The organism is Kangiella sp. (genome assembly GCF_014762745.1).
In the GTDB taxonomy this organism is placed as follows: domain Bacteria; phylum Pseudomonadota; class Gammaproteobacteria; order Enterobacterales; family Kangiellaceae; genus Kangiella.
Genome location: NZ_JABURJ010000140.1, coordinates 1 through 23,962, shown reverse-complemented (window position 1 = coordinate 23,962; position 23,962 = coordinate 1). Strand labels below are relative to the sequence as shown.

14 protein-coding genes and 2 pseudogenes are annotated in these 23,962 nt (G+C 45.6%); 8 read left to right on the top strand and 8 right to left on the bottom strand.

Going from position 1 to position 23,962, the window contains the following annotated elements; all coding sequences use genetic code 11:
- Positions 1-50 precede the first annotated feature (50 nt).
- The 3 genes from HUJ19_RS12355 to HUJ19_RS12345 all read left to right on the top strand — a co-directional run bounded on the left by HUJ19_RS12355 (position 51) and on the right by HUJ19_RS12345 (position 5,551).
- Positions 51-2,909 (top strand): hypothetical protein, encoded by a 2,859-nt coding sequence (locus HUJ19_RS12355; protein ID WP_290624539.1) that lies wholly within the window; start codon positions 51-53, stop codon positions 2,907-2,909.
- A gap of 201 nt (positions 2,910-3,110) precedes the next feature.
- On the top strand, positions 3,111-4,430 hold the full coding sequence (locus HUJ19_RS12350) for a hypothetical protein (protein WP_290624538.1): 1,320 nt from the start codon (positions 3,111-3,113) through the stop codon (positions 4,428-4,430).
- Positions 4,418-5,551, top strand: a complete 1,134-nt coding sequence (locus HUJ19_RS12345; protein WP_290624536.1) for a hypothetical protein — start codon at positions 4,418-4,420, stop codon at positions 5,549-5,551. Before HUJ19_RS12350 ends, HUJ19_RS12345 begins: the two co-directional genes overlap by 13 nt.
- Positions 5,552-5,776: 225 nt before the next feature.
- Here HUJ19_RS12345 and HUJ19_RS12340 read toward each other — a convergent pair whose 3' ends face one another.
- Positions 5,777-7,432 carry a serine hydrolase gene (locus tag HUJ19_RS12340; protein WP_290624534.1) on the bottom strand — a complete coding sequence of 552 codons (1,656 nt, stop codon included), beginning with the start codon at positions 7,430-7,432 and terminating at the stop codon, positions 5,777-5,779.
- 474 nt (positions 7,433-7,906) lie between these two features.
- Between HUJ19_RS12340 and HUJ19_RS12335 the strand changes: the two genes are divergently transcribed.
- From HUJ19_RS12335 to HUJ19_RS12320, 4 genes are read left to right on the top strand one after another with little or no spacing between them, the layout of a single operon-like run.
- Positions 7,907-8,497 (top strand): TRAP transporter small permease subunit, encoded by a 591-nt coding sequence (locus tag HUJ19_RS12335; RefSeq protein ID WP_290624532.1) that lies wholly within the window; start codon positions 7,907-7,909, stop codon positions 8,495-8,497.
- On the top strand, positions 8,490-9,878 hold the full coding sequence (locus HUJ19_RS12330; protein ID WP_290624530.1) for a TRAP transporter large permease subunit: 1,389 nt from the start codon (positions 8,490-8,492) through the stop codon (positions 9,876-9,878). The genes HUJ19_RS12335 and HUJ19_RS12330 overlap by 8 nt, the downstream gene beginning before the upstream one ends.
- A 15-nt stretch (positions 9,879-9,893) precedes the next feature.
- Positions 9,894-10,697 (top strand): glutamate racemase, encoded by an 804-nt coding sequence (murI, locus tag HUJ19_RS12325; RefSeq protein WP_290624528.1) that lies wholly within the window; start codon positions 9,894-9,896, stop codon positions 10,695-10,697.
- Positions 10,697-11,752 (top strand): RDD family protein, encoded by a 1,056-nt coding sequence (locus HUJ19_RS12320; protein ID WP_290624526.1) that lies wholly within the window; start codon positions 10,697-10,699, stop codon positions 11,750-11,752. Before murI ends, HUJ19_RS12320 begins: the two co-directional genes overlap by 1 nt.
- A gap of 45 nt (positions 11,753-11,797) precedes the next feature.
- Here HUJ19_RS12320 and HUJ19_RS12315 read toward each other — a convergent pair whose 3' ends face one another.
- A complete protein-coding gene (locus HUJ19_RS12315) occupies positions 11,798-12,904 on the bottom strand; it encodes a TRAP transporter substrate-binding protein (RefSeq protein WP_290624524.1) in 1,107 nt (368 codons plus the stop codon).
- 129 nt (positions 12,905-13,033) lie between these two features.
- On the opposite strand from HUJ19_RS12315, the gene HUJ19_RS12310 reads away from it, so the two are divergent.
- A complete protein-coding gene (locus HUJ19_RS12310; protein WP_290624522.1) occupies positions 13,034-13,765 on the top strand; it encodes a 2OG-Fe(II) oxygenase in 732 nt (243 codons plus the stop codon).
- Between the two features lie 244 nt (positions 13,766-14,009).
- Here the strand turns inward: HUJ19_RS12310 and HUJ19_RS12305 are convergent, their stop codons facing one another.
- The 6 genes and pseudogenes from HUJ19_RS12305 to uvrD all read right to left on the bottom strand — a co-directional run bounded on the left by HUJ19_RS12305 (position 14,010) and on the right by uvrD (position 23,917).
- Entirely contained in the window at positions 14,010-15,146 is a 1,137-nt protein-coding gene (locus HUJ19_RS12305; RefSeq protein WP_290624520.1) for a S8 family serine peptidase, read from the bottom strand.
- 326 nt (positions 15,147-15,472) lie between these two features.
- Positions 15,473-16,606: a S8 family serine peptidase gene (locus HUJ19_RS12300; RefSeq protein WP_290624518.1), complete on the bottom strand. Its 1,134-nt coding sequence runs from the start codon at positions 16,604-16,606 to the stop codon at positions 15,473-15,475.
- Between the two features lie 239 nt (positions 16,607-16,845).
- Positions 16,846-18,681, bottom strand: coding sequence for a S8 family serine peptidase (locus HUJ19_RS12295; RefSeq protein ID WP_290624516.1), 1,836 nt, complete (start codon positions 18,679-18,681; stop codon positions 16,846-16,848).
- Positions 18,682-19,082: 401 nt separating this feature from the next.
- Positions 19,083-19,568 (bottom strand): annotated as a pseudogene (locus tag HUJ19_RS13090) (PKD domain-containing protein); the annotation flags it as partial.
- A 54-nt stretch (positions 19,569-19,622) separates the two neighbouring features.
- Positions 19,623-21,419: pseudogene (locus HUJ19_RS12290) on the bottom strand (S8 family serine peptidase); the annotation flags it as partial.
- Between the two features lie 317 nt (positions 21,420-21,736).
- Positions 21,737-23,917 (bottom strand): DNA helicase II, encoded by a 2,181-nt coding sequence (uvrD, locus tag HUJ19_RS12285; protein WP_367274026.1) that lies wholly within the window; start codon positions 23,915-23,917, stop codon positions 21,737-21,739.
- Between the last annotated feature and the right edge of the window lie 45 nt (positions 23,918-23,962).

The window sequence follows — 23,962 nt, the reverse complement described above, 5'->3', positions numbered from 1 at the left end:
CTCGCACCATCTTAATATGGGTGATCTCAATACTATGACAGGGAGTCAACATGAGCACGCCATCTTCATTGAACGAAGTCTTTAGGTTTTCGGTTAGAAGACCTCCAGTTTCAGAGTTAAATCAAACAGTTTTACATATTTCTTCTTCCACCGATTTCAGAGCCAGTCTTTCTGAGTCTTTACAAAAGAATAAGCAAGAATCTAGGATAGAGCTTGCTGCTGTTTCTCAAGATTATCTTAATCAACATAATTTCGCTGACATCATAGAGGCTCTTCAAGAATCGCAACTCTACCGAAATTTGTCACACCAATTGCTACAGACCGATAACCGGGACTTAAGATTATCAGAGGTCATAAACACTGTTTTCTCTGAGCCATTATCTGGCTCTAATCATTTTGAAGCCAATGAGCAGCTACTTTTGGATAGTGTTTTAGCCTATCGATATACCAGCAAGGATATACCAGACCAAGAATCAGTTTTAGCCTTAGCCAAAGCGCTCACAGCTACTGTGTCTAATACTTTAAGTCTAACTGTTAGAGAATTAATGATTAGTCCTTTAGTATTTGGTGAGGACATTAAGGAGGGGGTAGAGATTGTTGAAGGTGTTACTGATGAGCCTCCTGCTAATACCAACGATGAACGTTTAAAAAATATTGAACTTACAATTGGTAGACTAAAGAAACTGGATTCGCCTGATAAATATCAAAAGCCCGTTATTATTGATTTAAAACCCGAGGTTTCAGAAGTACCACTAATTCGTTCAAAAAACTTTTTTTCGTATTTCAACCCATTCTCAAAGACATCCGCTTTGTCTCGAGGCAAAATTAAGAGTGATATATTGAAACCAATTAAATTCACTCCTTATCTACTTCAAGAAGAAACAGTCAATGAACTACCTTTAACTTCACAGAATCTCATTAAGGCTGAAACTGGTTTAGATCTTGCAAAGCACTCTCTACCCGATATTGTAAACGCCCTCGAAGAAGTTTGGCGTTCACAGCTAATCATCACACCACCATTATTATTTTTCCCCCGTCCGGACATACCAGTCTCCAAAGGTAAAGTTGAACCTGCGGGGGTTGCTGATCTAATGATAGTTAGACAACAGCTTAAACAATATCAAAGTGGCGAAGTTGCACATATCGAGAATATTTTACGTGGAGAAGAGAAGACTAGAGAGCACCGTAAACTTGACACTATGGAGCATACAGAAAGCGAAACTATTGAAGTTGATTCCACAACGGAAAATGAACTCGAAACAACTGAAAGGTTTGAAATGCAGTCCGAAGCAAGTCGAACCATTAAAGAAGATCAAAGTGCTAAAGCAGCGCTCTCAGTTTCTGGTTCATATGGCCCTTCAGTTAGTTTTACTGCATCTGCGGAAGGTTCAATTTCATCAACGAAACAGAAAGCCACCAAAGCCTCTACCCGTTATGCCAAAGATGTTGTAGACCGCTCCCTTAGCCGCATAGTCGAGAAGAAGAAAACCACTAAAACGCTTCGGATCTTACGCGAGATAGAAGAAACAAATACCCATAAGCTTACGGCACCAGGAGATGGCGATCATATAAGTGGAGTTTATCAATGGGTTGATAAGGTTTATGAAGCTCAGATATTTAACTATGGTAAACGACAATTATTTGAATTTGTTATTCCGGAGCCAGCCGCTTTATTATGGTATTCAATGCGGTCTCCTAAAAGTGGTGAGCAATTACCACCTCCAATTCCACAGTTTGATGTCCAACCGAATGAAATAGATGAAAGTAACTATGCCTACTACGCTAGTTTGTATGGAGCATCTGATATAACCCCTCCTCCTAAGAGTTATGAATCTGTTTCCAAAGCATTTTCTGCACCAAAGAGTGCCGACCATGATGACCCCGTAATTAATCATAATGATGAAATATCCATTCCTGATGGTTTCGAAGCGCAGTCTTTCACAGCACGGGGAGCTGCTTCAACATTCACCCGACATGACCATCGTACTTTTACCGTAGTCGTTGGTAATTATATGGAACGCATCTCGACTGTTGTCGGTCTCATAGACCTAATTGAAAAACCCTTCCTGCCCGTGATGACTGATATGGGTGGCGATCGTGACTTAACTAACAAGGTCCCAGTTGCATTTTCAGCTGTTGGTTATGACTCTTACGCTTTAACCATCGTTATCAAGTGTAAACGTACCAACTATGCCATGCAGAAATGGGCACATGAGACCTATCAAAAAATTCGAAATGCTTATGAAATACGCGTTGCTGACTGGGAGAATAAGGTTGCCGGTATTTTGCAGGATGTAAGTGAAGGTATAGAAATAAAAGGTAGAAATCCTAAAATTAATCGTGAAATCGAGCGAGATGAACTAAAAAGACAGTCTATAGAGTTACTTACTGAGCAACGTTTCGAGCTTTTTGATGCAACTAGAGACGAGCCAATGCCGTATTTCGATTTTCATCAAGCTCGCAGAGAGGGTCAGTACATACAATTTTTTGAGAATGCATTCGAGTGGGAACAAATGATGTTCTCTCTTTATGGTTATTTCTGGGGCAGAAAGTCTAAGTGGTTAGAGCGATTGTTAGCGGATAATACTGATCCTCAACATCTTGACTTCCTAAAAGCCGGTGCTGCCAGAGTTGTGTTACCCGTTAGGCCTGGTTATGAAGCTGCGGTTTTACATTTTCTTGAAACAGGAACGACCTGGAATGGTCGAGGTGCACCGCCTGATGTTACCAGTCCAAACTATGTCTCCATTGTTCAAGAGTTTAAAGAGGCTTCTGGTAATTTCGAAGAAGAGATTGAAGTTGGCGAACCGTGGGATGTTATCGTTCCGACATCGCTCGTTAAATTACGCCCTGATGATTCACTCCCCAAATGGGAAAAGCAAGATAGCGGTGACTGGGTCGAGGTTTAATTTATGCCGAGTTTCAATGCGGAGTTATTAACTCCTCTATCGGCTAGACGGCCAACAATGAGATTAACATTTACCAGTGACCGACCATCAGAACGTCCACTTAGAATCTACTTAACTTTATCGAGGCGTGTTCGCGAAAGTCAGGTTCAGCGCTTTCCCATTTATTACAGATTCTTACCTCCTCCTCAAGCGGAGGTAAGAATGGGAAGCTATACAATGCTTATTCCCAACAGTCGTGAACCGTCTCGCTTAGTCCTTATTGTAGCCCCTGGCGTATCTGTTCGCTTAGGCACCTTTCGCCGCCTGTTCCAAGACAATAGTAGCCTTATTTTAGAGATATACCGTGTGCAAGGTCCTAGTCTAGTTCCGACTATTGGCCGCCGTTTTAACACCGAGTATTTCTTACTGCGCTATAGAATAGATACTAATCCCCCTGCAAGCTACCGTACTGGAATATTAACCTCAGCAGGGTTGCAAGAAGACTATTTCGACTCTCGTATTGCTTCACCCGAACAGTACCAAAACTATCTTAATGACTTCACTCGGTCTTTAACGCTTCCAGTTATTTCTGTCACTGACCCAATAGGTGATATTCACAATAGTTTATTGGAACTGGCAGATAGACAGACTCCTCGATCCGCAGCAAGTCGCGGTACCCGATATTTAGTTTTAGAATCACCTTCAGTATTTGAATTTTCAGAAAGAAACAATGGCCTTATCATCGAGCACCCATACAGCGGTCAACGGCTAATTATTGATTGTCCAGCTTTTCATTGGAACGGCACTCCACGCGCGGAGCGTCGCGATCACGAAGCCAGATTTTGCTGGGATATTGCTACTAACGAGCAAGGTATAACTCAAGTTCGAGTTATGAAAACACCATCTGTTAGAGTAACCTTGCAAGTCAATTTTGAGATGGTCGATACTAGTGAGTCCAGACAAGAATTCCGCCGCCGTGTAACGCTTCCAGTTTTTGACGTCAAAGACGCTAATTTTAATGTTGTCCCTTTACCTGGCAACAATCTTCCATGGCAAAGAGGAAGGCAACCCACTCAGTTCAATGTAAGCTTGCCGTCATCCGTTAGTTGGGTACAAGCTATTACTGATGTTGTCATTGGGTTTATTCCAGGAGTTGGTGATGCAGTTGATTTAGTCGAATTTGTTTATGCCTTAAGAAGTGACGAAGATAGATGGGGACATCCTGTTTCCTCATTTGATAAAACCCTAATGGGTGTGGGTGTTGTACTGTCACTTGTAGGGCCAAGTATTGCTAGCATTCGTCATTTAGGTGATCTAACTTCAACAGCTAGACGAACTGCTTCAATGCAACGACGCTTAAGAACTATGGAACAACCTTTCAATCGTATTTTGCGTCGCCTGCAGAATGCGCAGTTATCACAAGGTGACCGCAGATTTATCGAGCAAATGTCCGAACGATTACGCTCAGGAGCACGTTTGACACGTCAACAATTTGAACGTGCTCAGGCCATTTTACGGAGATTACCCGAATGTCCTGTTTAGACGTTGATGAAGTTTTATCACCCGATGGTAACTCCATTCTTCATGCAGGTCTTCAAACACTGTATGCTGCCTATCGAAAATCAAGTAGTACTCCGCGTCGTGCTATAGAGTGGCTAGCAATGGGTCATAGGGGGCGCCGACTCTCCGCTATTTTAAGTGTAATTGGACGTAATAATTGGCTCAGATTACGCCGCGGCTTGCGTTCATCTGCGCCTGTCATGATTGATCTACTGTCACTACCTAAACCATCTCGTTTTTTCCATAACGGTCAACCGACTCAGCGCTTCCGTCAACTTCAAGCAATGCTTACAAATGGTGATACAACTCGCAAGCTCCGAGACAGATTAGGTAACCTCTTCGATTCCGCCAGTGAAGCCCGACAAATTCTTAGAACCAGTCGAGAAGTCAGTCTGGGCTACATGAATATTCTTAAAGGTAATATCGCAGAAATATTATCTATACCGCGGCAACTTTATGTTCTATCAGTTTATAACAAACTCTATCCCGGCAGAGCTGTCCTTATTACAGACTTACGTGCTCAAATTGGTGGTTCAGGCGCACCGCGCTTGTTCACTGACAACATTATTGGCCTTATTACGGAAGATGGTAATTTGGCCGTTTTGCATGTGTTTGAAATCAAAAGTTCACTTAACGGTGGAGTAGATGGCGTCCATCAGGTACTTCGTTGGGACGATAGGATTCAAGATGGCGTAACCCTCCACTTACCCGCAGATGCTAAGCTATACCGTTTTGGCAGTGGTTCTGGAACAACTGCCCCAATGGAAATTACTGCAGAAAGACATATTCGCGATGTCGCAAGGTCCCACTCACGTTCATCTCGCGGTGCTTTTACTTTTGGAAGTCAATCAACCTCTAGCTCCAGAGCACTTCAGCTTAGAGAAGCAGATCGCACTGTGATGGCCTCACTAAACCGTGGAAGTTTAACCCAAGCTTCAATTTCAGATACCGGATTAAGCGTCAGCCAACTTGCTCCAACTGACTTTTCCTTAGCTGGTCTTGATTCAGTAAGCGCATTCGGACCAGACATAGCCAGAATGGAGTTTGATGTTACTCACGAAGAGATTGAATATTTGGCTGCAACAATCTTACTTGGGAATTGATCCTCTTTTTAGATAGAAAGCAATGTTGCTTAGTTCTTATAACGGAGATTAAATTGCAATCTCGTTATTGTTGTTTGTTTACAAGCATGGACTCCCGCCTTCCCGGGAGTGACAAGATAAAGGGCGGGCACATTGGCCCGCCCCAACCCAAATATGTGGCCCTTGGCATTAATGTGGACGAGCCGCTTCTCCAAATAAAAGCCACGGGGTGACAATGGAAGGATATTATTTCTTTGCCAGCACTGTATCTTTTCCATGCTGGGTGATGGTGAGCTGGTTTTTGTCAGCTTCGAAGTTGATGACGATTCCGGCTAGTTTAAAGCGGAAGCGAGTTTCGCTTTCGGCAGTTAGCGGGAATTCGGATTGGCCGGTGGCTTGTCCGTAGAGGTTGCCTTCTCTTGCTCGGATTTCGAGATCGAGCGGGAAGTCGTCAGCGCCGTACACTCCAACGTATTGCTCAAGCACGGCCTGCGGAACTTCAAAGCCTTTCTTTTTGGTCGCACCCTGTTTGTTGAAGGCGTAGCCTTGTCCACCCTGAATCAATAGGAACTGTTCGTTGTCGCGGTCATAGCGTAGCTCGATGCCTGCTTCTATGTATTCAAACTTGTCATCCGGATAGGCGGTCAATGGGAATGCGCCCTGCCCTGTTGCCTGGGCATAAAGCTGGCCGTTTTTAATGCTCAGTTCAATTTCCAGCGGAAAGGTGTCGCTACTGTAGTTGCCGACCAATGGTTGCAGCTGCTCTTTGCTTAGCTCTATTGACTCTGGGAAGGTCGGCTCTTCAATTTCTTGGCCGTGGTAGGCGTCGAGCATCGCTTCGTAGATTTCGCGCATGTCATAACGCAGGCCATTAGATAACAGGACAACACTCAGGTCTTTTTCAGGATAGTAGGCCAGGTGTGTTCTGAAGCCTTCGATGCCACCATTGTGCCAGTAACCTTTGAGTTTGTTGTCTTCGCTGCCATAACTGGTTTCGAAGATACCAAGACCATAGTTCATATCCATGGTGGTCATGGTTTGCAGGCTGTCTTTGCTGATGATCTTGCCGTCGAATAATAAATTAATGAATTGATTGAGATCGTCCGCGTTCGAGACCAGTGCTCCCGCAGCACCTGGTATATTCATGTTCCACTGCGCCATTTTGCCCCAGCGGCCTTTGTATTCGTAGGAATGCACCTCTCCATTACGCTCTTTGATGTCATCGCCATAGTAGGTGTCTTTCAAATTATAGGCCTTGCTGATCCGCTGCTCGACTATTTCTGCAAATGGTTTCTTCTCTATATCTTCAGCAATGAATCCTAATAGTAAGTAACCACTATTGCTGTACTCTGCTTTTTCGCCCGGCTCGAAGTCGGAGTCGAAGGATTCAATTTTAGCCAACAGGAAGTCTTTATCTTTTGCCAGATAAACATAATCAATAAAGCCCGGCTCGTTGGTGTAGTTGAATATGCCAGATTGGTGGTTAAGTAGATGTTTGATGGTGATCTTGTCGGCGTTCTTAACCTTCGGATAGAACTTTGAAAGCTTGGTGTCGAGCGTTAGTTTGCCTTCTTCAATCAGCTGAAAAATGATGGTTGAGGTATAGGTTTTGCTAATTGAGCCTATTTTATATTTCAGATCCTGATTTGAAGTTAATGACCAGCCATGCTTGCCTTTGTTGTCTGGCTGAATAGTGATCTGATAGAGCGGCTGTGTGTCATGATATACCGCAGCGGTTCCAATAAAGCGGCCATTGTCGGCCAAGGTTTGAAAATATTGGTTCAGTTGCTGGGTGCTTTGTGGACTCAATTGCTCCGCTGGCTTTTTATCCACCTCAGCCATTGCTAACGGGCTAGCTATGGCTGCCAGACTTAATAGAGCATAGTTAATTGCTGAATGCATTAGTATTTCCCCTGTTATGTTGTTATTTCATTGATCAGTTTTGTTACGCTTCATGGCTATAACGCTGACAATAGCATTTTATTCCAACAGTTTATGGCGAAGATATTGAATAAGTGTTAACAGCGAGCTGAAATTGTAAATTTTTACATTCCCGGCTATTGGATCTTTGGGCTGTTTTGGAGTATCTTTATCAGCTCGAGTTTTTGCTTATTTTTTATCCACAGCATGAATATTTCTGTGGATAACTTTGGTGAAAACTTTTTGGGGAAACTGAGAAATATATAATAATTCACCTATATAGGTTTTGGGGAATCTATCCTTCGTCAATTTTCTCAGTATTTTCAGGCTGTTACAAAGCCAATTAAAAGAACCTTATGAATATGCGGGTTTGTTAATATTTATTCAAACCTGTGGATAAGCCGTGCCTAAATTTTCATTTAGAGCTTAATAAACATAAATTTAAGAGTCAGGATTATGGTCAAACGCCCTATTCTTGCGCTAATACACATCCTCGAAAGTTTTACTGAATGGACCGGCAAGCTGATCAGCTGGCTGACCCTGTTTATGGTGCTGGTCGTGGTTGCTGTATTACTCCTTCGCAACGTCTTTGGTTTTAGCGCGATTCCGCTGCAAGAGTCCGTCACCTATATGCACGCTATCGTTTTTATGTTGGGTGCAGCCTATACCCTGAAGCATAGTGATCATGTCCGCGTTGATGTGTTTTATCATCGCTTTTCTCATCGCACCAAGGCGCTGGTCGATATGGCGGGCTTTTTGGTGCTGCTGTTACCGGTCTGCATTTTCCTGATTATTTATAGCCTGGACTACGTTATCTTCAACTGGAAGATCAAAGAAGGCTCAAGTCAACCAGGCGGCCTGCCCTACCTTTATATGCTCAAGACTCTATTGCTGGCGTTACCGATCACTCTGATCATCCAGGGTCTGGCTCAATTTTTGCATAATCTTGCTTATCTAGCTGGTTGGAAGCCTTTACCGCATGGTGCCGATGAAGACACCGAATCTGTCCCGCAAGTAACCAGTGATAAGGGGCTGCATCATGGCTGATTCTATTTTTACCTTAATGCCGTTGCTGCTGTTCCTGTCGGTTTGTCTGGTTTTGCTATGGGGTTATCCGGTGGCTCTATCTTTAGCAGGGGTCTCTTTAATCTTTGTGGCGATTGGCGCCAGTACCGGTATGCTGGATCCGATTCAGCTCAACTTTTTACCTGGCCGACTGTATAAGATTATGGAGCGCAGTACCCTTATTGCGGTGCCCTTGTTCATTTTTATGGGCCTGATGCTGGAACGCACCAAGATTGCTGAAGATCTGCTGGATTCTATGGCAACTTTATTTGGCAATTTACGCGGCGGCATGGGCTTTGCGGTAACTATTGTTGGTATGTTGCTGGCGGCCAGTACCGGCATTGTTGGTGCAACGGTTGTCACTATGGGTTTGCTGTCTTTGCCAGCGATGATTAAACGCGGCTACCAACCGGAACTGGCGACCGGGGTTATTTGCGCCTCGGGCACGCTTGGCCAGATTATTCCACCTTCTATTGTTCTGGTGTTACTGGGCGATGTGCTGGCTAACTCCATGACCGAAGCGAAGAGTCTAGGCTTGCAAACCGATCAGGTTGCTTCGATTGGCGATCTCTTTATGGGTGCGATTATTCCGGGCATGATTCTGGTGGTTGGCTATATGCTGTATGTGGCCTTTGTCGCCTGGCGCAGACCTAACGCAGCGCCGGCGATTGAGTTCGATGATACAGTCGATATGCGCAGCGTCATCTGGAAAGCTCTGATTAATCTGTCGCTACCTTTGATTCTGATTGTCGCGGTACTGGGTTCAATTTTATACGGTATCGCAACGCCAACCGAAGCTGCCGCAATCGGTGCTCTAGGTGCCATTGTGCTGGCAATGTTACGCCGCCAATTGACCTTTGCCCGCCTTGTGGACGTGATGCAGTCAACGGTCAAGACTACCAGTATGGTATTCCTGATTCTGATTGGCGCTTCCATCTTCTCGCTGGTATTTCGCATGTATGGTGGCGATGATCTGATTCAACAATTTTTCGCTGACCTGCCGGGCGGCCTCTTTACCGCATTGTTGATCATTATGCTGGTGATGTTCCTGCTTGGCTTTATTCTCGACTTTATTGAAATCACTTTTGTGGTGGTGCCAATCGTTGGGCCTGTGCTCTTGATGATGGGTGCCGATCCAATCTGGCTGGGTATTTTGATCGCCATCAATCTGCAAACCTCATTCCTGACACCACCCTTTGGGTTTGCTCTGTTTTATTTACGCGGTGTTGCCCCTAAAAGTATTCGTACCGCCCAGATCTATCGTGGCGCAATACCCTTTATTGCGATTCAGATCCTGGTCTTGATCATGATTGCGGCCTGGCCATCATTGGCAACCTGGCTGCCAAACTATGTCGGCAATTAGCAGAGGTGTATTGCAATGAGTAATGCACCGATCGGTGTTTTCGATTCAGGTGTTGGCGGCCTGACCATCTTACAAGCCATTCGCGAACACTTGCCTAACGAAAACCTGCTGTATGTGGCTGATTCCGCCTATGCACCTTATGGGCGACTACCGAAGGATGTACTGCACAAGCGTTGTAGCCACATCGCCAGATTCTTTGTCCAGCAAGGCGCCAAGGCAATGGTTATTGCCTGTAATACCGCAACAGCGGTTATGGCCGAATGGCTTCGCAAAGAATTTGATATTCCAATCGTCGCCATGGAGCCAGCCATCAAGCCCGCTGCGTTGGCCACACGGACAGGTAAAATCGGTGTCTTTGCCACCGAAAATACTCTTAAAAGTGATCGCTATAGAAAGCTGTTAGCAGAATATGCAAAAGACAAAAAAATATTCGAATCCAGTTGTAATGGTTTTGTTGAACTTGTGGAAAGCGGCGACCTAACCAGCGTTCAAGCTTTCCAGCTGGTCGAGAAATACCTGCAACCCATGATTGATGAGCACATCGATGTACTGGTCCTCGGTTGCACCCACTATCCATTTCTCGCTCCCCTGATGCGCAAGATTTCCTCACAACAGGTTGCAGGCAATCAAGATCTGCAAATTATCCATACCGCTGATGCGGTCTCGCTGCAGCTAACCCGTGTACTGGCTGAAAACGACTTACTTAATTTCAAAGATCAGGAATATGTTAAGTACTTTACCAGTGGAGACATCCAAACAGCAGAGCGTGTCATGTCAATATTGCTTCAGGAAGATATCAATATTCAGGAGATTATTTAATGCAAACCATCGACTACAGTAACTACACTTATCTTGAGCTACATCAGGCACTAGCTGCGGTTGATAGAGAACGCTTCCCGGAAAACTACCGGGCGATCATCAAAGAGCTTGAAGCTCGAAAGGCGTCAGGCGATGTCCCGATATCAACAGCAAAACCGACTCCCTATTTTGCCGGTTTTTGGCGACGCGTTTTTGCCCATATTGTTGATACTCTTTTATTAAGCACTGCCACATTGTTACTAGGCAGTCTTCTTTTCGATTCCATGGTTGCCATTGGATATTTCGGCTTATTGATTGGTTTCATCTTCTCAGCGCTCTATTTCACACTCGGCTATAGCCATATTCTTGGCGGTCAGACTCCAGGCAAAATGCTTGTCGATATCAAGGTTACCGATAGAAAGGGCCAACCACTTACTCTTGGCTGTGCATTTATCCGCTTTCTTGTCATTGATTTTTCGTTCTACACTTCATCGTCACTATTGGCATGGGCGACTTTTGAAGACGCATTGGTTTTTGCCTTAGGCCTAATCTGTAACCTGGTATTATTAACTTCAATTTACTTACTAATATTCAACCGACCCTCACGTCGAACACTCCATGATTACCTTGCAGGATCAATGGTCGTTCGAATGGATATAGAGCATCAGGCTCACAAACCCTTATGGAAAGGCCATTTTGCATTCCTAACCCCACTTATCTTTGTGGTTGCACTTCTTAATAGCTCTGAGTTTCTGAAGGAAAAAGCTAAACAGGAAATGCTTACCCCCATAAAAGAGAGCATTGAATCACGAACTGATTATAGCGTGGAACAATTGACTTACAGCGAGTCTTCTCACCCAGCATTCAAGGGCCAAACGTTCAAGACTTTGATCATTAATGTCCATACCAATAACCCAGATACTGATCTTGAGCAGGCGTCAGATGAAATCACATCATTGGTCAGAGAGCATCCCGATGCTAAGAGTTTTAATAACGTTTACCTAGTTGTCTTCACAGGTTTTAACTTAGGTATTGCACATTCCACACGACAGGAAACTACTTTTTTCCAGCTATAATAATAAAGGCGCCAATTGGCGCCTTCTCTATACCGATATTTAAGGTTATTCCCTTCCTCGATAATAGCTGACCTCTGAAACCTGGTGCCAGCTTTTAGCCTGGTCTCTGAAGGTTTTAAATGATTCGAGGATTCGTTTGTCCAGTTCGGTTTTAGCTCGCTCTTCAATCATCTCATCTGAAATCTTTTTAAGCTGATTCAGCACATCTTTTGGCAGTTCTTTGAGCTCGACCCCATGCTTGGTAACCAGTGTTTGTAGCGCCTTATTATTTTCTGAAGTGAAATGGGCCAACATGTCAGCGTTGGTCACCCGGCAGGCGTAACGAACTACATCCTGTAAATCCTGAGGCAGTGCTTCAAAAGCTTCTTTATTAATCAGTGCTTCTAAAGTCGAACCTGGCTCCTGCCACCCCGGATAGTAATAGTATTTAGCGGCTTTGAATAAGCCGAAGGCCAGATCATTATAGGGGCCGACCCACTCCGCCGCATCGATGGCTCCAGTCTCTAATGAGGTAAAGACTTCACTACCAGGCATCAATACTGGAATACCACCTGCGCGCTTCCAGACTTCCCCGCCTAGACCCGGAATGCGCATTTTAAGGCCTGTAATATCGTCCATCGAGTTGATTTCTTTGTTGAACCAGCCTGCCATCTGCACGCCCGTGTTACCTGCTGGCTCAGGAATTAAATTAAAGGGTGCATATAACTCGCGCCATAATTCAATACCACCGCCATGTAGCAACCAGCCATTCATTTCCTGCGCATTAAGCCCAAAGGGGACAGCAGCAAAAAATGGTGACATCGATAATTTTCCTGACCAGTAATAGGCGGCGCCATGACCCATTTGAGCAGCCCCTGTTGCCACTGCTTCGAAGACCTGTAGTGCAGGAACCAGTTCCCCTGCACCATAGACTTTGACTTCCATACGGCCACCGCTTAACTGACCGATAAGTTCAGCCAGATACTCGGCACCTTCACCTAAACCGGCAAAGTTTTTCGGCCAGGTAGTAACCATGGTCCATTTAATTTTTTCACCTTTCTTGACCACTTTCTGGCCATCTTCACATTCAACAGGCGCACCCCCACAGGCAGCCAAACCAGCAACCGCTGCGCCAGCACCTAACGCTCCAATAAACTTTCTTCTTTTCATCATTTATACCGTTTTATTTGTTTCGACATGATTACATAAAAGGACTGGCAACAATGTACCCAGTATAATAGGCTATGGCAACTTTGATTAATAAAAGACCAACATCAAATTTAATAATGGGGTTATATTGGTATGTCCAGTTTCATTAACATTTATAAACAAGCGTTAGATCCTGAGTTCTGTAAGCGTTGCATCGAAAAGTTCGAGAAAAGTAAACATAAACATCAAGGCCAGACCGGCGCCGGTGTCGATAAAATTAAAAAGAATAGCACAGACATCACCTGCACCAGTTTTCCGGATGAATGGCAGGAAGAAATGCTGCATTTGCAGAATGTTGTTCTGCGTGGCTTGATTCATTATGTTCGTCAGTACCCCTTCCTGTTGGCTGGTGCAATTTCACTGCAATATCAGAATAAAGAGGGCGAGATGGAGAATCTTAGCTATGTTGATGTTGAGAAGATGGATGATGCTTCTTTAGGTGAATTTATCAAGGCGGTTTACCGTCTTGGCCCTGTCAATTTGCAGAAATATGATAAAGGCCAGGGTGGCTATTTCCATTGGCACTCAGAGCATTACCCACATCCAACCGATCCGCATCAGGACAGCCTGCATCGCAGCCTGGTCTGGATGTTTTATTTAAACGATGTAGAAGAAGGCGGTGAAACTGAGTTTTTCTACCAGCAAATTAAAAGTAAACCCGAACAGGGCTCATTAGTTATCTTCCCTGCCGGTTTTACCCATACCCACCGTGGTCAAAAACCCATCTCTGACGACAAATATATTTTTACCAGCTGGGTGCTTTATCAGCGTGCTCAGGATATGTATGGTACTGCACCGCAGAATCAACAAAAGCCACAGCAGTAATCTGGCTCTATTTAACGAGGCTGACTGGCAGGCTGGGATGAACATAGTGAATCCCAGTTTTTTTTATTTCTAGTATGGATATATTGGACGGCCCCCGCTCAGCTCTCTTTTTAATTCCTAATTTAAGGTTGGCCACAGGCTTTATCTCAAGCTATAAGCCCTAATATTTCATGCAGAAAAAAGCGCTCCGAAGAGCGCTTAAATTAACTATCCATTAGTTATTATTTATTTTAGACAACAATCCTTACAGATGAATAATCGGATCTGGATTGCCGTCTGGATCATTACCGGCTGTGCCATCGGTCGATGGGTTACCGTTACTTAGCATGATCACAGCACAGGCTGCCGGCGATGCCATTGAGGTACCTGACATGGTCGTTGTACCGCCACCATTTCTTAGTGACAAAATACTAACGCCAGGTGCCGCATAGTCAACTGGTGGATTACCGTAGTTTGACCAGTAAGGCATATTGTCATTTGAGTCAGTGGCTGAGATGGTATACACACGGTTACCGCTGGCACGTGCTGGCGAGTAATTGCTGGCATGACTGCCGTCATTACCTGCCGCTACCACGAAATATGCACCTGAGCTTTGTGCTGCTGCTTCTACTGCATTATCAACGTCAGAACTTGCTGGGCCGCCTAAACTCATGTTCACACAGTCGCCTGAATTTGCATTGGCTGCCACATAGTCGATACCCGCGATAACGCCCGAGTATGAACCTGAACCACGCGAATCCAATACTTTAATTGGCACAACTGTTGCACCAGCTGCTACGCCCACTACATCCTGCGTATTATTAATGGCAGCGATAGTACCCGCTACGTGGGTGCCATGGCCATTGCCATCATCTACTGAAGCATCTTTACCCTTGGTGAATGCAGTAAAACCACGACTGGCATCAACATTCAAATCACCGTGATCCACATCAATACCGGTATCAATAACCCAAGCGGTGTAGCCTGCTCCACTGACCGGACCGCCAACGCGAGTCACGCTCCATGGGGTAGTCTGGCCACCGCCACCGCCGCCACCACCACCTGGCTTGCCTTTAAAGCTGACGCTCACCACACCATCTGGATTCATGCTTTTCACATTCATATCACCGCCAAAAGCTTTTTCCGCTGCATGGCATGGCGCATTAACGGTGAAGCCCTTGATTGAGTTTTTATAAACGTGACGTACAGATGCGTTAGCGCGTTGCGCTAAACCTTTGGCAAGGCCTTTTACCTGGGAAGCATCAATGTTGTCATGGAAGCTGACGATGCAACGGCTTTGGACATTAAGTTCGTCACTTGATGAGAAGGTTGGCTCGACTGCCATTGCTGAAGTTGAAAGTACCGCTAATCCAACGGCGCTTGCGACAAGAGATTTTTTCATATACCTACCCCTTAGGATTTGTGAATTGCTCTATTTATATTTTTGCGTACTGCTCATTTTATGTTCGAATGAACAGATTGCATTTTTATAGCAACCAAATTTTTTCCATGCAATCATTATTTTTAATATTGAGAACTGGACAAACCAATAATTTAATATAATGCGAAAAGTGTCGATATCCTTTACAAAAACCTCTGCTTATGTAGCGTTTTGTATCATTAGTTAGCTAAAGTTAAGTCCTAGTATTTTGCCTTTTCATCTTCATTCTCCATAAAAAAGGCGCTCGAAAAGAGCGCCTGTTTCTACCCCAAAGTATCCAAACTTATCTATAGATGGATGATTGGATCTGGATTGCCGTCTGGATCATTACCGGCTGTGCCATCGGTCGATGGGTTACCGTTACGCATCATGATCACAGCACAGGCAGCTGGTGATGCCATTGAGGTACCTGACATGGTTGTTGTACCACCGCCAGCACGAAGCGAAAGAATGCTCACGCCCGGTGCTGCATAATCTACTGGTGGGTTACCATAGTTTGACCAGTAAGGCATATTGTCACTTGAGTCAGTCGCCGAGATGGTGAACACACGAGTACCATTTGCTCTTGCTGGAGAGTGATTGCTTGCATGGTCTCCGTCATTACCCGCTGCTAATACGAAGTATGCACCTGAGCTTTGAGCCGCAGCTTTAACCGCATCGTCTAGCTCCTGACTTACAGGACCGCCCAAACTCATGTTGGCACAGTCGCCTGAATTTGCATTGGCAGCCACATAGTCAACACCGGCGATCACGCCCGAGTATGAACCTGAACCACGTGAATCCAATACTTTAACTGGAACCACAGTTGCGCCCGCAGCTACACCAACTACGTCTTGCGTATTATTAAGTGCAGCAATGGTGCCCGCTACGTGCGTACCGTGACCGTTGCCATCATCAACGCCAGCATCTTTACCAGAAGTAAACGCTGAGAAACCGCGATTTGCGTCAACATTCAGGTCGGTGTGGTCAACATCAATACCCGTATCGATTACCCATGCTGTGTAGCCTGAGCCGCTCACCGGCCCACCAACACGCGTGACGCTCCATGGCGTAGTCTGGCCACCGCCACCACCGCCGCCACCTGGCTTACCTTTAAAGCTGACGCTAACCACGCCATCAGGACTCATGCTTTTCACATTCATATCACCACCAAAGGCTTTTTCTGCTGCATGACAAGGCGCATTAACGGTGAAACCTTTGATGGAGTTTTGATAAACGTGACGAACAGAAGCATTGGCACGTTGTGCCAAGCCTTTGGCGAGGCCTTTTACCTGGGAAGCATCAATGTTGTCATGGAAGCTGACGATACAACGATTTTGAACATTTAACTCATCGTTTGATGAATAGGTTGGTTGAGTTGCTGAAGCTGAGAATGACACAACGGCCATACCAACAGCACTAGCGATTAGCGTTTTTTTCATATACCTACCCCTTAGTGTGTATATCATTTCTGTTTAATGGTTTTGCTTTCATATATTATTTTTTCTAATGAAAGCAAAGTACTTATATCAACATATATAGATACAATCAAACAAATTCTTATATTTTATGTAGAGGCCTTACCAATAAGTTTTTCTAATGCAAATATGCATTGTTAAAATTTCATTTGCGCATAAAAAAGCCCCGCCGAAGCGGGGCTAATTATTTCGCTACTATTCGATTATAAGTCGAATGAAGCTGCACAGGTTGTTGTGCCAGACTCACAAATTGTTACTGTGTAAGTCGCTCTCTTGTCAGCACCAGAATATGATACTGCACCATCATTCACTTGGGTATCTTGTAGTACCGTAGTACCGCCAGAGGTCAAAGTGATGTCAACATTAGAGCTTGAGAAACCACTCCAAACTAGATCCAGCTGACCGCCACCTTTAGAACGGCTACCACTTGCAGTTAAATCACCTGCAGGTGGATCCGTTGGGTCTGTAGGATCTGTTGTGTCGCCACCGGCACAGCCGTTTGCAGTGATGTAATCACTTGCAGCTTTGGCTTTAACGATACCGTAACCAAAGTAGTCATCACGGCCTGCCGCGCCCTGATCTTCCGCAGTTGCTTTTAATGCTTCACGGATCTCAGTACCAGTACAGGTTGGGTGATTTGACCATACAAGAGCTGCTACTCCGGCTACAGCTGGAGTCGCCATAGATGTACCACTCATGTAACCATAGTCGCTTGCACCTGAGCTGATGCTAGCATTAGCTGCACCAACGATTGCAGAGCGATCTTCATATGCCGTACCTACTGCAGGGATGTTGGTTGTAACACCAGTGATATCCATGTAGATAACACCTTCGCCAGCTACGTTATTGATCACGACCGCGCCGATACCACCTGAGTTGCCACAGTTGTTGATCTTGTCAGCAAAAGAAATGTTGCCACGGTCAATCACACAGATTTTACCGTTTGCGCCTGAGTCAGTGGCTTCAGCTGTACCCATGAAATAGGTTGCGCCTGATACTGAACCAGTATTGTCAGTTGCTGCTGTTGGAACACCAACGCCATCAACGGTTAAGCTAGCAATAGTCGCGCCACCGGCTGGGTAAGTTGACAATGTATCAACACCGCCAGCTGTTACTTCAACGCCATAACCATCATGAGTTTCAGTAGTTGCTTGTTTACCACGGCCAGAAGTTACTGTGTTTGATGGGAATTGAGAGAAGCTTGCGATGTTGTTGTTTGCGTCGTTAGCACCAACCATCATAACTGACTTATAGCCCGCTGGGTATGAACGTACATTGTTGCCGTCGTTACCAGCTGCAGCCAATACTAAACCACCACTGTTAGTGAAAGTATTGAATGCATTCTCTTCAACCGAGTTAGCACCACCGCCACCAAGTGACATGGTGATGATGTTGGCGCCTGCTTGCGTACATTTTTCCGCAGCGTAAGCCAAATCAGAAGAGTAGCCCCAACCCGCTTCATTGAATACCTTGATGATATGCATTGGTACGCCAGGAGCCATACCCACAACACCAATACCATTGTCCGCAGCACCGACTGTACCTGCTACGTGCGTACCGTGTGGGCCACCATCAGTGAACCAGTCGCCAGTACCTGAATCGCTGTCACCAGTGATTACTGACCAGTTGAAGTCGTTATTCTTACCGCCAGTTTCACCTTGGCCACCAGCAATACCAGAATCGATAACACAGACTTTTTGACCAGACTGAAGTACCAATTGATCTGCTTGAGATTGATAAACAGCATATGGAGTCAACTGCTGCGCGCTTGGATCGCCCGCATCGTCGTTATAGATAGCCATTGGGAAACGTTGAAAATCTTTTTCCATTGACTTGAAGCCTTTTTGGCCGCGAATAGCGCTTTTGCCATTCTCGTCCAGCTCAACGGCAAACCAGCCATTACCTTCTACTTTAACATCGTGACCTTTCTTAAGGCCTTGACCGTTGCTGTCATAAGAAACGATCATGCGCTCAGCGTGTGCTGCTGAACCTAGCGCTAATAATGTGGCCGCGCAAGCCATCTTCACTTTAAATGACATTAAACCTACCCCTCGTTGGTTAACTTATGTCTTGAATAAATCGGTAATTTTCTTTTGTGTTTGTCAGAATACTTCGATGATCTTCTCAATGAATATTTTCCGGGCACAAAAAAGCCCCATTTGCTATAGATGCAAATCTCAAAATTCCATCCATAGCAAATGAGGCGATAACGATTAAAGCAAAGTGATCAAAAAGTCGTCAAGCAATAGTTTTACTAATTGTATAAATTAGGTAATTTTATGCGAAATGTAACACTTTCTTACATCTATGTATCAGTTTGTATCGAAAAAGAGGAGGTTTTTTGTACAGCCAATGCAGATATGCATTAGGCTGCAAGGCATTCACGCAAAAAAAGCGGACCTAAGTCCGCTTCTTATTTCTTTACAATTAACTGCTTATTTTAGAAATTAACAGCCACTTCAGCTGAACAGGTTGATGTTCCGGCTTCACACACTTTATACGTGTAGTTGCCCCAACCTTTATTGTTCATTGCATCGGTGTAAGCACCATCGTTCACAGTTGTAGCAATAATGCTTCCGTTACGATAGATATCCACGCTAGCTGAAGATGCACCGCTCCAGGTTAGATCCACATGGTGACGACCTTTCACCTTATAGCCGTATCCATTCAGACTTAAGCTTGCGCTGCTATCCGAAACGCTGACAGTCTGGCTAACACTATCAGAGGCACCGTCGTTGTCAGTCACTGTTAATGTAACAGTGTAGTCACCAGCTGATGCATAAGTATGCGAAGGTGTTGCACCTGTTGCTGTGTTGCCATCACCGAAGTTCCAGCTGTAAGAAGCAATGCTACCATCACTGTCTGAACTTGCTGAACCATCGAAGCTACAGCCTAAATCAGTACAGTTGAAGCTGTAATCAGCGACTGGGGCCTGATTCACATCACCACCGCCTGTTACTGATACGTTTTCTGAGCTTTGGCCAGTTGCGCCTTCATTATCAGTTACCGTTAACGTAACAGTATAATCACCGGCTGATGCATAAGTATGCGAAGGGTTTGAACCCGTTGCAGTACTCCCGTCACCAAAGTTCCAGCTGTAAGAAGCAATGTTTCCATCACTGTCAGAACTTGCTGAACCATCGAAGCTACAACCTAGGTCAGTACAGCTATAAGTGAAGGATGACACTGGCGCCTGATTCACATCACCACCGGCACAACCATTCGCTAACAAGTAATCATAAGCATTTTTAGCTTTAACGATACCGTAACCGAAGTAAACGTCTTTACCTGCTGCACCCTGATCTTCTGCTGTTGCTTTTAAAGCTTCGCGGATTTCAGTACCGGTACAACTTGGGAAGTTTGACCATACAAGAGCTGCAACGCCGGCAACGCCAGGAGTCGCCATTGAAGTACCGCTCATGTAACCATAGTCAGATGGACCCACATTTACAGAAGCTGTAGTTGCTCCAACAATTGCATCACGATCTTCCAGTGCAGCACCAACCGCAGGGATGCTGGTCATGTTTGAAGTACCTAATGTACCGTAAAGCATGCCCGGTTCATTGTTGACAATGATCGCACCCAGACCACCTGAGTTTTCGCAGTTCATGACTTTGTCGTGGAAAGAAATGTTACCGCGGTCAATGATACACACTTTACCGTTAGCGCCTGAATCGGTTGCCTCGGCTGTGCCCATGAAGTAAGCATTACCGCTGGCAGAACCATTGTTTTCCATCGCAGAAGATGCAATTCCTTGACCATCCACTGATGCTGAAGCTAGTGAAGTCCCACCTGCTGGATAGGTTGATAAAGTATCAACACCACCGGCTGTCACTTCTACACAGTAACCATCGTCAGTTTCAGCATTGCCACCGAAACCTGAAGAACAGCTTGGGTATTGAGAGAAGTCCGCAATTTCGTTGTTGGCATCATTTGCGCCAATCATCATTACTGATTTGTAACCTGCTGGGAATGAACGAGTGGTATTACCGTCGTTACCTGCAGCAGCTAGAACCAGACCGCCGTTATCAGTGAAAGTGTTGAAAGCATTCTCTTCGGTGGAGTTTGAACCGCCCCCACCAAGTGACATAGTGATGATGTTAGCACCAGCCTGCGTACATTTTTCTGCAGCATACGCTAAGTCAGATGAGTAACCCCAACCTGAAGCGTTGAATACTTTGATGATATGCATTGGTACGCCAGGCGCCATACCAACTACACCGAAACCGTTGTCCGCTGCACCCACAGTGCCCGCTACGTGCGTACCGTGTGGGCCACCATCACGGAACCAGTCGCCGGTACCTGAGTCGTTGTCACCAGTTATTACTGACCAGTCGAAATCGTTGTTCTTGCCACCAGTTTCACCGTCGGCACCGGCAATACCTGAATCGATCACGCACACCTTCTGGCCTGACTGAAGTGACAACTGATTAGCTTGCGACTGGTAAATAGCGTATGGAGTCAACTGCTGTGCCGTTGGATCACCAGCGTCATCATTCCAGATCGCCATTGGATAACGCTTTAGATCCTGCTCGATCAATTCGACGTGTGGATTATTACGTAAGCCTTTGATGGCCGTTGCGGGCATTTCAACTGCAAATGCATTCTGGCTATTAAGTTCAACCTTAATGTCACCACCAGCTTTAGCGGCTACCGCTTTTACTGACGGGCCTTTACCTTCTTTGAACTTAACGATCACTCGTTCTTGAGCGGCCTGAGCTGATACTCCCATTGCAAGCAATGAAGCTGCACAGGCTAATTTGATTTTAAAGGACATTGATTACTACCCCTATCTAGATTTAATAACTTTACTAATCATTATTAAGATTAGTCACAACCCCATTTGCTATGGACCTTTCTATTTTGTTCTTATCCATAGCAAATGAGGCGACATTGATTTAACAGAGCGTAGGAAAAGCAGTCAAGGAATAATACAGCTAATGTGACTAATTAGCTAAATTTATCATGATTGTAAGCAAACCTATCAGGAATGTATCATTAAGTATCGACAAGAATGTAAAGAATCTCGACATTAATTGATAAGAGGTGTTCAATTTACTAAAACTATAGAATTAGTTTTTCTAATTATACTACCTAGCTGGCCGGCTCAAGCTTGGCATAAGCCAGCATCAGCTTTTTGAGACCTTCCTTCTCAAAATTAACCTGCACCGAAGCCTGCGGGCCTTCACCTTCATAGTTGATGATGATGCCTTTGCCAAACTTCGGATGCTTGACCAGTTGACCAAGATAAAAGCCTTCCGGCCCTTTCGGTCTGATTGGGGATTTGGCTGAACGGTTGAAAACCGGGCGCTGCACCTGAGTATTCAGTCGCACTTCGGTTAGCAGTTCGTCAGGGATTTCGCGGATAAAACGCGATTGTTGCGGATAGGTTTCGCGACCAAAAATTCGACGTTTTTCTGCGAAGGTCAGATAGAGCTGCTTCATGGCGCGAGTAATACCGACATAAGCCAGACGTCGCTCCTCTTCCAGACCACCTGGTTCATCCAGCGACATCTGGTGTGGGAATAGCTTTTCTTCCACACCGGCAATAAACACCAGTGGGAACTCAAGACCTTTAGCCGAATGCAGGGTCATCATCTGTACCGACTCCTGATATTCGTCGGCCTGGGTTTCGCCCGCTTCCAACGTAGCGTGCGCGATAAATGCCTGTAGAGGCGTCATATCGGGCGTTTCTTCCGGGATTGCTTCATCCGGATCGAACTCACGGGTCGCATTAACCAGTTCCTGCAAGTTCTCTTTGCGCGCCTGGCCTTTCTCGCCTTTTTCCTTACTGTACATTTCCAGCAGGCCAGAATGCTCAATCACAATATCGGTCTGTTCCCACAGGTCCAGCTCGGCGGTGCTTGAATCCAGCTCATTGATCAGGTGCAGAAAACCGGCCAGAGCATTTTTAGCACGTGGCGGTAACAGCTGCTCCACCACCATTTTACTGGCGGCCTGCCACAGCGAGGTTTCATCCTGACGGGCCTGCATACGGATCATATCGACCGACTTTTCGCCAAGGCCACGCGCTGGCTGATTGACCACCCGCTCGAAGGAAGTATCGTCATCGCGATTGGCCATTAAGCGCATATAGGCCAAAGTATCCTTAATCTCAGCACGCTCGAAGAAGCGCAAACCACCATAAATGCGATACGGAATATTTTTCTGTAGCATCGCATCTTCGAGAATCCGCGACTGAGCATTGCTGCGATACAGAATGGCAATATCGTCATAACTGTTGCCCTGCTGCACCCAGTCTTCAATTCGCGCGGCAATAAATCGCGCCTCTTCCTGCTCATTGAAAGCAGAGTACAGAATGATTGGTTCGCCTTCGTTACCCTCGGTCCACAGGCTTTTACCCATGCGATCCTGATTATTGGCAATCACCGCATTGGCAGCTTTGAGGATAGTGGAAGTGGAACGATAATTTTGCTCAAGGCGCGACACCTTGCAGTCCGGGAAATCTTTTTCGAACTGTTGGATGTTTTCGATGCGCGCGCCACGCCAGCCATAAATCGACTGATCGTCGTCTCCAACAATGGTAATCCGGTTGTTGTCATTACACAGCAGGCGAATCCAGGCGTACTGAATGGCGTTGGTATCCTGGAACTCGTCCACCAGAATATGCTGGAAGCGATCCTGATAGTGCTTTAATAAATGAGGATTATTGGCCCAAAGCTCATAGGCTCGAAGCAGCAGTTCATTAAAATCAACCAGGCCGCCTCGTTTACAGGCTTCCTCGTATGCGTAATAGACTTTGACCATGGTGCTGACAAAGAAATCGCCATGATGATGGATATCACCCGGGCGCAGGCCATCGTCTTTCTTGGCATTGATAAACCACTGTGCCTGTTTAGGTGGCCACTCGTTATCATCCAGATTGAGCTCTTTCATAACCCTTTTGATAACACGCAGCTGATCCTGCGCATCGAGAATCTGGAAACCTTCCGGCAGGCCAGCATCACGGTAATGAGCGCGCAACAGGCGATGGGCGATGCTATGGAAAGTTCCAATCCACATGCCACGCGCCGGCATCGCCAGCATATCCTCAACCCGGCCCAGCATTTCCTTGGCCGCCTTATTGGTAAAGGTCACCGCCAGAATCGAATGCGCCGAAATACGCTCTACCTCCACCAGCCAGGCAATGCGATGAACCAGTACGCGCGTTTTGCCCGATCCGGCGCCAGCCAGCACCAACAGTGCTTTATTGGGCGCAGTAACGGCTTCTTTCTGGGCGTCGTTGAGGGGTTGTATTATGCTAGTGGCATCCATTAGGGTATGCTTGCTTCTATTGAAAATAATCGGCCTATTGTAGGG

Bases quoted from the DNA above. Each gene is read 5' to 3' on its own strand.
- murI (WP_290624528.1), top strand. From the start codon at position 9,894: ATGAGTAATGCACCGATCGGTGTTTTCGATTCAGGTGTTGGCGGCCTG.
- uvrD (WP_367274026.1), bottom strand. From the start codon at position 23,917: ATGGATGCCACTAGCATAATACAACCCCTCAACGACGCCCAGAAAGAA.
- HUJ19_RS12315 (WP_290624524.1), bottom strand. From the start codon at position 12,904: ATGATGAAAAGAAGAAAGTTTATTGGAGCGTTAGGTGCTGGCGCAGCG.
- HUJ19_RS12305 (WP_290624520.1), bottom strand. From the start codon at position 15,146: ATGAAAAAATCTCTTGTCGCAAGCGCCGTTGGATTAGCGGTACTTTCA.
- HUJ19_RS12345 (WP_290624536.1), top strand. From the start codon at position 4,418: ATGTCCTGTTTAGACGTTGATGAAGTTTTATCACCCGATGGTAACTCC.
- HUJ19_RS12330 (WP_290624530.1), top strand. From the start codon at position 8,490: ATGGCTGATTCTATTTTTACCTTAATGCCGTTGCTGCTGTTCCTGTCG.
- HUJ19_RS12335 (WP_290624532.1), top strand. From the start codon at position 7,907: ATGGTCAAACGCCCTATTCTTGCGCTAATACACATCCTCGAAAGTTTT.
- HUJ19_RS12355 (WP_290624539.1), top strand. From the start codon at position 51: ATGAGCACGCCATCTTCATTGAACGAAGTCTTTAGGTTTTCGGTTAGA.
- HUJ19_RS12340 (WP_290624534.1), bottom strand. From the start codon at position 7,432: ATGCATTCAGCAATTAACTATGCTCTATTAAGTCTGGCAGCCATAGCT.
- HUJ19_RS12295 (WP_290624516.1), bottom strand. From the start codon at position 18,681: ATGTCATTTAAAGTGAAGATGGCTTGCGCGGCCACATTATTAGCGCTA.
- HUJ19_RS12320 (WP_290624526.1), top strand. From the start codon at position 10,697: ATGCAAACCATCGACTACAGTAACTACACTTATCTTGAGCTACATCAG.
- HUJ19_RS12300 (WP_290624518.1), bottom strand. From the start codon at position 16,606: ATGAAAAAAACGCTAATCGCTAGTGCTGTTGGTATGGCCGTTGTGTCA.
- HUJ19_RS12350 (WP_290624538.1), top strand. From the start codon at position 3,111: ATGGGAAGCTATACAATGCTTATTCCCAACAGTCGTGAACCGTCTCGC.
- HUJ19_RS12310 (WP_290624522.1), top strand. From the start codon at position 13,034: ATGTCCAGTTTCATTAACATTTATAAACAAGCGTTAGATCCTGAGTTC.